This window comes from Mycobacterium fragae (assembly GCF_002102185.1).
In the GTDB taxonomy this organism is placed as follows: Bacteria; Actinomycetota; Actinomycetes; order Mycobacteriales; family Mycobacteriaceae; genus Mycobacterium; species Mycobacterium fragae.
This window is the reverse complement of sequence record NZ_LQOW01000015.1, coordinates 17,366-27,807: the sequence shown is the minus strand read 5'-3', so window position 1 is coordinate 27,807 and position 10,442 is coordinate 17,366. Positions and strand designations below refer to the sequence as shown.

General features: G+C 67.1%; 10 protein-coding genes. 4 read left to right on the top strand and 6 right to left on the bottom strand.

What is annotated here, in order from left to right; translation table 11 throughout:
- The 3 genes from AWC06_RS07910 to AWC06_RS07900 form a co-directional block, all read right to left on the bottom strand.
- Positions 1–1,190 (bottom strand): DUF7159 family protein (locus AWC06_RS07910; RefSeq protein WP_085196132.1); only part of this gene is annotated, 1,190 nt, incomplete at its 3' end.
- A 163-nt stretch (positions 1,191–1,353) separates the two neighbouring features.
- Complete coding sequence (locus tag AWC06_RS07905) at positions 1,354–3,198, bottom strand: Hsp70 family protein (protein WP_085196130.1); 1,845 nt, start codon at positions 3,196–3,198, stop codon at positions 1,354–1,356.
- Positions 3,199–3,351: 153 nt separating this feature from the next.
- Complete coding sequence (locus tag AWC06_RS07900; RefSeq protein WP_085196128.1) at positions 3,352–4,578, bottom strand: hypothetical protein; 1,227 nt, start codon at positions 4,576–4,578, stop codon at positions 3,352–3,354.
- Positions 4,579–4,617: 39 nt separating this feature from the next.
- On the opposite strand from AWC06_RS07900, the gene AWC06_RS07895 reads away from it, so the two are divergent.
- Entirely contained in the window at positions 4,618–5,211 is a 594-nt protein-coding gene (locus tag AWC06_RS07895; protein WP_085196126.1) for a TetR/AcrR family transcriptional regulator, read from the top strand.
- Between the two features lie 24 nt (positions 5,212–5,235).
- Positions 5,236–5,718, top strand: a complete 483-nt coding sequence (locus tag AWC06_RS07890; RefSeq protein ID WP_264480470.1) for a nuclear transport factor 2 family protein — start codon at positions 5,236–5,238, stop codon at positions 5,716–5,718.
- Here AWC06_RS07890 and AWC06_RS07885 read toward each other — a convergent pair whose 3' ends face one another.
- Positions 5,719–6,375, bottom strand: coding sequence for a L,D-transpeptidase family protein (locus AWC06_RS07885; protein ID WP_085196137.1), 657 nt, complete (start codon positions 6,373–6,375; stop codon positions 5,719–5,721).
- A 228-nt stretch (positions 6,376–6,603) separates the two neighbouring features.
- Between AWC06_RS07885 and AWC06_RS07880 the strand changes: the two genes are divergently transcribed.
- On the top strand, positions 6,604–8,964 hold the full coding sequence (locus AWC06_RS07880) for an ATP-binding cassette domain-containing protein (RefSeq protein WP_085196122.1): 2,361 nt from the start codon (positions 6,604–6,606) through the stop codon (positions 8,962–8,964).
- Here AWC06_RS07880 and AWC06_RS07875 read toward each other — a convergent pair.
- Positions 8,897–9,601, bottom strand: a complete 705-nt coding sequence (locus AWC06_RS07875) for a phosphatase PAP2 family protein (RefSeq protein ID WP_085196120.1) — start codon at positions 9,599–9,601, stop codon at positions 8,897–8,899. The genes AWC06_RS07880 and AWC06_RS07875 overlap by 68 nt on opposite strands.
- Before the next feature lie 22 nt (positions 9,602–9,623).
- Here AWC06_RS07875 and AWC06_RS07870 point away from each other — a divergent pair, with 22 nt between their 5' ends.
- The gene (locus tag AWC06_RS07870; RefSeq protein WP_085196136.1) at positions 9,624–10,106 is read left to right on the top strand and encodes a hypothetical protein; all 483 of its coding nucleotides are present in this window, start codon (positions 9,624–9,626) and stop codon (positions 10,104–10,106) included.
- Here the strand turns inward: AWC06_RS07870 and AWC06_RS07865 are convergent.
- Entirely contained in the window at positions 10,094–10,393 is a 300-nt protein-coding gene (locus AWC06_RS07865; protein ID WP_085196119.1) for a hypothetical protein, read from the bottom strand. The two genes, AWC06_RS07870 and AWC06_RS07865, sit on opposite strands and share 13 nt — an antisense overlap.
- Between the last annotated feature and the right edge of the window lie 49 nt (positions 10,394–10,442).

Sequence of the window (10,442 nt, the reverse complement as noted above, 5' to 3'; positions counted from 1 at the left end):
GGAGGCGGAGGCGCTGCCGGGGGCGGCGGTGCTTCAGCGGCCGGCGGCGGCGTATAGGCCGGCGCTTGGGGAGCCGGCGCCCGGTGCACCGGCGCCGGGGTCACCGCCCGCTGCGGCAACTGTTGCACCACCGGAGTCGGTGCGGTAATGGTCTGCGGCGGTGGTTGCGGCGCCACCGATGGCGGTGGTGCTGCCGACGGCGGCGGTGCTGCCGGCGGCGCGGATGGCGCCGGTGCGGCCGCAGCAGGCGGGTGAGTGCTCGGCGCCACCGGCACCTCCGTTGACGGGACGACGCTTCCGTGCGTCGGCCCGATATCGGCTGCCAGCGAAATCGCGAGCGTCACAAGGCCAACGAGGACGACCGCCGCCAGCCCACTGCCCGCGAGCAGCAACGGTCGCCGGGCGGGTGGCCGCACCTCGTCTGCCTGATCCGTCACCGCGCTGTAGGCGAGGTTGGGAATCACCTCGCCGGTGCCCGGATCCTGCGCGTAGGCCAGCGCCGCGGTCGACGACACGAACAGCGGCGCGTTCGCCGATGCCAGCGCCGCCCCACGAGCGAGCGCCATGTCCGGTTCCTCTGGCGCGCTCACCGGAACCGACACCGTGGCGTCCAATTGCGGCTTGATCGAATTGATGTCAACGCCACAACCGACGACGAACACGCCGTCCGGCCGCGACTCCGACGCGTCCAGTGCAGCAATCATCGCGGCCACCTCGTTGACCACCTCGGAGCTGTGCCAATCGCCCTGCACAGCCTGGCGGCGAACATCGACGATCGACCCGTCGGCGGTATCGACCACGGCCAACGTTGCGCTTTCCGGCTCGACGAATAACAGCGCGGTGGACCCGTAATCCATTGCCAGGCCGACCGTCTGGGTCAACGCCGCCGCCGCCAGCAGGGGCGAAACCAACATGACGTCGTGGATCTCGCGGAAAGCGAGGGCGTCCCCTAATGCACAGACCTCGGTCGGCTCGGTCCAGGTCACCCCGGTCGACATCAACCGATAGCCGGCTTCGGCGGCGCCTTCCCGGGTTCCGAGGATCGCGGCAATGACCTGCTCGGGCGCGCCGCCCTCGGCGGCGACCTCGAAGCTGGCCTCCTCGACGCTGACGCCGTCGGCGTTCTCGCCTTCGACTAAGACCATGCGGACCGTCGTCGGCGCCATCGAGACACCAAGTACGATCTCCACTGCCGCTACTTCCCGATTGCTCGGCGTTATCAGGTTCTGGTGTGCCGAAACGGCTGGCAGGCGGTCTGCGCCCGACCGATTCGGCACTTCCACATTACGCCGGCACCAGATGGGTGGCCGGGAGTCACAGCTGGCTCCCAGGTGTCTCAGCCGGCTCTCAGGTTCAGAATCCCGGCTGGTTAGGGAGACCCGGCTGGTTAGGGCTGCCCTGGCCCCCCGGCACCTGAACCGGTATCGGAACCGGCACGAACGGGAGGTTCAAGTACGTCGTCGTCATCGGCACCGTTGTCGTAGTCGTCGTCGTGGTGGACGGCGGCGGCGTAGTTGTGGTGGTCGTCGTCGTGGTGGTCGTCGTGGTGCTTGTCGTCGCCTGCTGGCTGGTGGTGGGCGGTCGATACGTGGTGGTCACCGGGGGCGGGGGCGGCGGAGGAGGCTCCACGCTGGTGGGCGGCGGCGCGACGCTGGGCGAGGGCGCAGCGCTCGGCGGCGGCGGGAGCGGGCTCGGCGATGGGAGCTTGGAGCTGGCCGGCAGCGGGGGCACGACGGTGGTGCTCCCGGTCGCCGGCGGCGCCTGGTGGTCGGTCGCGCTGGTCAACGTGAACGCCACGCCGCCGATGGCGATCATCGAGATCAGCGCGACGAGTCCGAAAAGCAACTGCGGCAAGCGGTATCGCCGTCGTGGCTCATCGGGCGGCTCAACCTTCAGTAGACGCTGCGACGGGGTGGCGCCGCCATCGAGATCGTAGGGCTCACCGGTGTAGAACACCGGGTCGTTGCCGGCGTCGGCCTCCGACCAGGCCAACTGGTGAAGTGTCTCCGAGGGGTCTTCGCCGACAAAGGAATCGAGGCCGCTCGCACCGAAACCGCCGGTGGGTGCGCTGAACGTGCCGGTGGACGCCGCGAAACTGCCGGTGACGGCGCCGGCCATCGCGGTGGCCGATGTCGGCGCTTCGATCTCCTCGTGTCGTCCCGGCCCTCGCGACGCGAGCATTACCGCACCGACCGCCATCGCGTGCGCGGGCTGCACGGCCGTCACGACCGACGTCTTGGCATGTGCCGAAAGCCGCTGGGCCACCAGCGGGATCCGCGCGCCGCCACCGGCCATCGCCAAGGCCGCAAGCCCCTTCCTGCGAACCTTGTTGCGCCGCAACATGGCATCGAAGGCGGAGAACACATCGACGAGTTGTCTTTCGACCAGGCTCTCCAGCTCGGCTCGAGTCACCGTGACCCGGGAGCTGTGTCCTGGCAGTTCGGCAACCAACTCGGTGACCGTCTCATCGGACAGTTGCTCTTTTGCCCGGCGGCACTCCTCACGCAGACCGGCGAATTGCCCGACGACGGCGGTGCTCGCCGGATCGCCCCCACCGGTGTGGCCGATGTGGTCCAAGACATGAACCAGCAGCGCCTGGTCGATGAGGTCGCCGGAAAATTGCGGACAGCGCATCGTGTCGGCAATGGGCGTAAACCCCGACGCGGCGTCGGTCAGCGTGATGTTCGTGCCGCCGGCGCCGAAATCGAGCAGACCCACTACTCCTTCCGCGGGCAGGCGCGCACCGGAGTTCAACGCCGTCAACGCCGTGACCGCGTCCGAAACCAGCCGCGGCGGGATGCCGCTTCCGACGAAACCAGAATGGGTGCGCAACGCGTCCTGCAACGCCCGCAGGGCTTCCGGCCCCCAGTGCGCGGGAACGGCGATCGTGATATTCGAGCCAGGGGCATCGCCACCTGTTAGGCCGATCATCGCGTCGAGCGCCTCGACCAGCAGCAGCGCAGGGTCATGAGTCGTCCCGTCGGCGGAAGCCAGAGCGGTTGAGCCGCCGACCCGTTCGACGAAGCCAGCCATCAACGTGCCGGTATCGCTCGGGTTCAAGTCCTCGGCGGGCACACCGAGTTCAGGCGGGCGGTTGGGGAAAAGAGTCAACACGGCGCGGCGCATGACGGGCGGAGTCCCGTTACGCACCGCAACGAAATTGCTGGTCCCGATCGACAACCCCAACGGGTCATACATAAAGCGAATACTTTCGTCGATAGCGGTCGGCGGCCAGCGTCAACCATAACCGTGGACCGGCAATCAAGGCCTGGCACAACCTCATCGGTATGCGGTCGATGCGGTTGTGTCACCGAAGTGATACAGGCGCAGCCCTTGACAGGTCGCGCCGCTTCACACCACGGTCAGTGGCAGCGAACGCCTCGGCTGGAATTGAAACGTCGATCCGCGACTGACCTTGGCCACCGATACCTCCGGCAACTCTGTTGCGGCAGTCTCGGTTTCGGCCAATTCGGCGGTCCACTCGGTACTGCTCCCGGTGAGCCGAACTTCGATATGCGGGTCCACCGCCGTGGCGATCGCCTGCAACGGCTGCGTAGATTCCAGCGAGCACAGCGAGACCCATGCGGCGTCATCGTGCGCCGGCGAACGACGAACACGCAGCCTGTCCTCGATGTCGGCGTTGACGTAACCGGACGGGTTGAACAACGGATGCAGCTCGAAAACCCGTAGCACGCCGTCGATCCCGCCCGGAAGTGCCAGCGCGCGGTGGATGCGCTCGGCGCCGAGCCCGGCCAGGCCGATCAGTTGGCGGGTCCCCACCGACCTGGCCAGCTCGGCATCGGATCCTGCCCGTGTCCGCACCGCGATCGCGAAGGACAGGTACAGCAGATGCATCTGCAGGCACACCTCGTCGGCCATGCGCACCAGCGCCGAATGCGAGAACGCGCCGAAGTCGAAGTCGGAGAGCAGCGGGCCGGAGTAGTCTGCCAGTCCCTCGTCGGACCGGTCGATCGCGTCGAGTTCCCAGGTGGCAGCGCGGGTTTGGCGGACGGTCTCCAACGCCGGAATGCCCTGGGCCTCGGGATAGGAGTCGTCGATGATGACCGTCCACGCGCAGTGCGGGTGCCGGTCCGACGGAACCCGAGGCGGTCGGTGGATCGGACGCATCTGTGCGCGCGGATTGGTCGCCACCGCGGTGGCGTCGAACGTCGGGTCTTCGATGGTGTGGCACATGCCGAAGACGTACTCGTCGCCCATCGGCTCCACGTCGAGCAGCGCACCGCAGTGGTCGAGGTGGAACTCGCCGTGCCAGCGGTCATGGATGGTGTAACGAAAGTCCATGAACTGCGGCGGCGCGCCGATATCGAGCTGCAGGCCCTTGAAAATGGTGGGTACGTCGTCGCCCTCGTAGTTCAGCGCCCGCTGCATGCGTTTGGTGTACACGGGGCTTGCCGCGGCCCACTCCTCGATGGCGATCTGCAGCATTTCTTCGTGGCCGAACTCCTTGATGCACCACGCCATGCCCGAGCGGTCGATCATGTGGCCGATCAGCAGCAGCTCGGGCACCAGCACGGCAAGCTCCTGACGGGACAGTCGGGCATACCGAGAGTGGCTCACCTGCCCAAAAATAATCGTGACTATGTTATAAAGTCAACAATGTCTATCGCTCCCACCCGACGCACCACCGCGCCGCGCAAACGCGGCGATGACACTCGGGCGAAAATCATCGACGAGACGGTCCGCTGCATCGTCGAGGAGGGATTCGACGCGGCAACCGCCAAGCATGTTGCCGAACGCGCGGGCGTGACGTGGGGCGTCATCCAATATCACTTCGGCGACCGCAACGGGCTGCTGATGGCCGTGGTCGACGACGGCGTGGCCAAGCTGGTCGAGTCACTCTCCTCGGCCGACGTCAGCGAACTGCCGCTGGCCGACCGCATCGAGGTCGTCGTCGACACCGCGTGGAGCTGCTACAGCAGCCCGACATCTATGGCCGCCTTCGAAATTCTGCGCGCCACCCGCGGCGGCCCGGGCGGTTCCTCGCGGCGCCACCTGGCCGAAATGAACGATGCGATCAGCCAGCTCGGTCGGCTGATAACCGACGATCCGTCCAATGACGGGGTGGCCGAAGTGATTTGGGCGGCGCTCAGAGGCGTGGTGCTGGCGCAGATGATCGTCGGGACGACGATCGACTGGAACCGTGAGCGACGGGCGCTGATCGATATGGTCACCCGCTACCTGCAGCGCTGACCGCGGGTGTGCTCCAATGACCTGATGAGCCCACACGATCACGCCGCCTATCTGGCCGACGTCGAAGCGATCAAACAGGTCAAGTACCGCTATCTGCGTGCACTGGACACCAAGCACTGGGACGACTTCGCCGACACCCTCACCGAGGACATCAAGGGCGACTACGGATCGTCGCTCGGCAAGGAGCTGCATTTCACCGACCGCACCGAGTTGGTCGACTACATGCGCTCGGCGATGGGGCCGAACGTCGTCACGGAGCATCGGGTGACCCACCCGGAAATCACCGTGAGCGGCGACACCGCTTCGGGCACTTGGTATCTGCAAGACCGGGTTATCGTCGCCGAGTACAACTTCATGCTGATGGGGGCCGCCTTCTACCACGACCAATACCGGCGCACCGAGGACGGCTGGCGGATCAGCGCGACGGGTTACGACCGAACCTACGAGGCGACGATGTCGTTGGCGAACATCGATTTCAAGGTGAAACCGGGTCGCGCGCTGGCGTGATTACTGGCCGATCGCCATCACCGCGCCGGGGCGCAGCCACCGGATGATCTGCACCAGCGTGCCGTCGTCGATCGCCACGCAGCCGGCTGTCGGTCCGCCGTCGGTGGTGTGGAAAAAGAACGCGGCGCCCTTACCCGGAACACGGCCCGGGTTCACGCCCATCACCACCGCGTGTTTGTACTCGGGGATTTGGAGATTCTCGCTCGCCGACGTGTCGAACGGACACTGAGCCTTCTGACAGACCTGCATCGTGTTGAAGGTGGGGCTTCCGTCATCGCCGCTCCACCAGTGGTCGGGGCCGACCTGAACGTACTTCAATCCGCCACCGGGATTGGGTGCGGTGCCGAAGGCAAATGGCAAGGCGAACACCCCCATTGGCGTCGCCGGATATCCGCTCTTGGCCTGCGGCGCAAGACCCGCCGATCCGACGTGTGCCGGTATGCCGGCCGCGACCGACTGCCAGCCCGACGCTCCACGTTGGTAGACATCCAACTTCGCATCCGAACCACCAACTCCGACAACGGAAATCACCTGAGTTGCGTTGCCGACCGAGGGCGCGAACCAGGGTGCGCCGACTGCCGCGCCCGTCGCGGCCGCCGCCAGATCCGCGAACGCCGCGCACACAGCAGCGCACAGCAGAGCCAGCAGTCGGCGCATCGTTACATGGTCGATGCCGCGCAATCGTGGCGTCAAGTAAAGGTTTAGCGTCGATCAGGTCACTGCCGGGCCGCAACCTGGCGTCCGCCATCGGCCAATCGTGCGATGCGTCTATATCATCGGCCGGGCCGGTACAGCGCAACCCCAGACTATGGAAAGCACTGGATGACATCGACATATCGCCGCAACACCCCTTCCGGTGAAGTAACCACGACCAGGCTCGCCATGATGAGCGAGCGCGACGCGCCGCCGCTGACCGTGTGGCTCGGGTCGGCGATGTACACCTTCCCGGCGAACCGCGAAGTCGTGGTGGGCCGCGATCGTGACTGCGACATCTGTTTGCACGACGGCAATCCCCGCGACCTCACGCTGATATCGCGCGCGCACGCGATCCTGCGGTTCGACGGCGCGCAGTGGGTGGCTGTCGACAAAAGCCAGAACGGCGTGTACCTCTCCGGCTCCCGCACCGCCCTGGTCCCGATCCGCGACTGCCAGAGCATCGCGCTGGGTAGCCCCCGCGGGCCGCAACTGACATTCCGCGTTGCCGCGTCTCCGAAATCGTTGCAACCCCAAAATCCGCGGACCCAGCCTCGGCCGCCGGTCGCGGAGCGGATCGGCGACACGATGCGGATGCTGATCCCGCCGCGACTAGCGGCCCCACGCGGTTCGGCGACCGTCGGGCGCGCCAAGACCAACACGATCGCCGTCAACGACGCGCTGGCCTCCCGCGTGCACGCGGTGCTGGTATCCACCCCGGCCGGCCTCGAGATCCGCGACAACAACAGCAGCAACGGCACATTCGTCAACGGCACACCGACCACCCGCGCGCCGTTGCGCGACGGCGACGTGGTCACCATCGGCAATACCGACCTGGTGGCCGACGGCCACACCCTGGTCCCGCGGACCGCGTCGACGCGTACCAGCGGACTCACCGCGCGCGGCTTGGCACTCACCATCGATGGGCGCCCGCTGTTAGAAGACGTGTCGTTCACCGCGAGACCCGGGACGCTGACCGCGGTGATCGGGCCGTCCGGCGCCGGAAAGTCCACACTGGTCAAGCTGATCGGCGGGTTGACCTCGCCAAGCGCCGGCGAGGTCAGCTTCGAGGGACACGACGTGCACGCCGAGTACGCCTCGATGCGCTCCCGCATCGGAATGGTGCCGCAGGACGACGTGGTACACCGCCAGCTCACCGTCGAGCACGCGCTCAATTACGCGGCCGAACTGCGGCTGCCGCCGGACACTTCGGCCAAGGATCGTCACAAGGTGGTCGAGCGGGTGCTCGACGAGCTCGACTTGACGCCACACAAGAAGACCCGTGTCGACAAGCTGTCCGGTGGGCAGCGCAAACGCGCGTCGGTGGCCATGGAACTGCTGACGGGTCCGTCGTTGCTGATCCTCGACGAACCGACCTCCGGGCTGGACCCGGCGCTTGACCGGCAGGTGATGACGATGCTGCGCCGGCTCGCCGACGCCGGCCGGGTGGTGATCGTGGTGACCCATTCGCTGACCTACGTCAACATGTGCGATCAACTACTTCTCTTGGCGCCGGGCGGCAAGACCGCCTTCGCCGACCCGCCCGCGCAGATCGGCAAGGCGATGGGCAGCACCGACTGGGCCGACATCTTCGCCCGGGTCAGCACCGATCCCGACGCCGTGCACCGGGCCTTTCTGGCCCGCCACCCCGCGGGCCCGCGGCGGTCGGCGCCGACCGGCGCGACGGGACCGCTGGGCAAGCCGCCGCAGACCAGTTGGTGGCGTCAGGTCTTCACCTTGGTGCGCCGCCAAACCCGGCTCATCGCCTCCGACCGAGGCTATTTCGCGTTCCTGGCGCTGCTGCCGTTCATTCTCGGGGTGCTGTCGCTGGCGGTGCCCGGCAGCACCGGTTTGGGCTACGCCGACCCGCGCGGGCCACAACCGGAAGAGCCCATCGACATCCTGATCCTGCTCAACATCGCCGCGGTGTTCATGGGTACGGCGCTGACCGTTCGCGACCTGGTCGGTGAACGGCTGATCTTCCAGCGCGAGCGAGCCGTGGGCCTGGCCGCATCGGCGTATCTCGCGGCGAAGGTCGTCGTCTACAGCGTCGCGGCGCTGATCCAGACCGCGATCCTGGTCGCGATCATGGGTGTCGGAAAAGGCACGCCCACCCGCGGCGCGGTGGTGTTGGGAAATGGGGTCGGGCACGGCGTCGCCGAGCTGTATCTGACGCTGGCGGCCACCGCAATCGCCTCGGCCATGTTCGGGCTGGCCCTGTCGTCGCTGGCTCGTTCCACCGAGCAGGTGCTGCCGATGCTGGTGGTGGCGATCATGGTCTCGATGGTGCTGGCGGGTGGCCTGATTCCGGTGACCGGGCGGCTGCTCCTCGACCAGGCGTCATGGCTGGTGCCGGCCCGCTGGGGTTTCGCCGCCGCCGCGTCGACCGTCGATCTCAACCACGTCGAGGCAGCGCTGCCTGCCGACCGATTCTGGCGGCATGTGGCGCGGGCCTGGCTGGTCGACATGGGCATGCTGATGCTGCTCAGCCTGCTGGTCGCTGGCTTCGTTCGGTTCCGGCTGCGGTTGCGGGTGCGCACGCACGCGCGTTGAGTGAGGTCGCCCACGGGCGAATCACCCACGCGCACAACGCGAAATACAGATATCCAAGCGCCCAGCCGCCCAGCACGTCAGATGGGTGATGCACATTCAACGCGACCCGCCCGAACCCGACCGCCAGCACAATCAGTGCGCCGGCCACGACCGCGACCACCCGCAGGGGCGGAAGGTTGATCATCGGCACCACCACGGTCAGCAGTGACAGCACTGCGACGATGACCGCCACCGCATGCCCGGACGGAAACGACGACCAGGAAGCGTGGACCAGCGCCGTCACCGGTCGGGGACGCTGCACCAAATCCTTGGCCACCCGTGCGACCAGTTCGCTGAACTGGATGCTGACCAACAAGAACACCGTGGCCCGCAGCTTGCGCTGCACCGCCACGACAACCGCAGCCACCGCACCGAGCAGACGGAAAGAAGCCGGCCCGAACACCGTGCAGAAAATGTCCCAGAACCGCACCCATGCCGGATGTTTGACGCCGATGCCGTGCAACGAGGCCAAGGACGGCGAGTCGAGGGAGTTCAGCCAGCTCGAGCCGTGCCGATACCCCAACCACATCGCCGCATAGACCACCACAGCAACGGCGGCAGCGCAGACGGCCACGGCCGTCGGCCGGACCGACACCATGACGGCCGAGCATACTGGGCTGATGGCGGTAATCGTCCGTAGGCTTTTCGGCATCGGCAAGTTGCCCGACGGAGTGCGGGCAGAGGTCGAGGCGGAAGGCGTCATCTACCTCGCCGACTACGTCGCAGTCACCCGACGGTTCAGTGGCGCGATCCCCGGCCTGCGCTCGGCGCACAGCGTCGCCAGCTATGTCGGGTCGCTGGTGTTCACCTCGCAGCGGGTGCTGGCGACCCTGTCGTCGCTACCCAAGCTGGCCGGCCCCACCGTCGACGTGCGCTGGGACACAACGCAGTCCGGTGCGGCGACGGCGCACATCGCGTCGACGGGCCTGCAGGTTGATCTCGACCTCGGCCGGGTGGACCCAACCTTCGTCGGTCATCTCTCGCTGCACTACAAGGCGGCGATTCCCGGCGATGTGCTTACCGGGTTGCCGCGCCGGTCGCTGAGCTTCGACGTACCGCCGGAATACGTTTTCCGCGCGGTCGGCGTCCCCTACCGGCCGTAACGTAGGTCTGGCCACGGCGGGCGGCGCAGCACGGCGAGACAACCGATCACCGCTGCCAGCAGGCCCGTGGTTACCCCGATCAGCGCGATCCGGTTCTCGTCGAGCGCCGGTACCCAGGAAGCGTTGTCGCCGTGGACGACGAACACGCCGATCGGGGTGGCAGCCGAACCGCGGACCCGGGCAACCGGGATCACGGTGGCTCCATCGGCGGTCTGGTAGGGCTCGCCGTAGGCGCACCCGGCGACACCATTGGTCGGCAGCTGGTCGAGTGACTCGGGAAGCTTCATGAGAACGACTCCTTTCCGACGTCGAGTCTCCACGGTGCCGAGCGTTTCG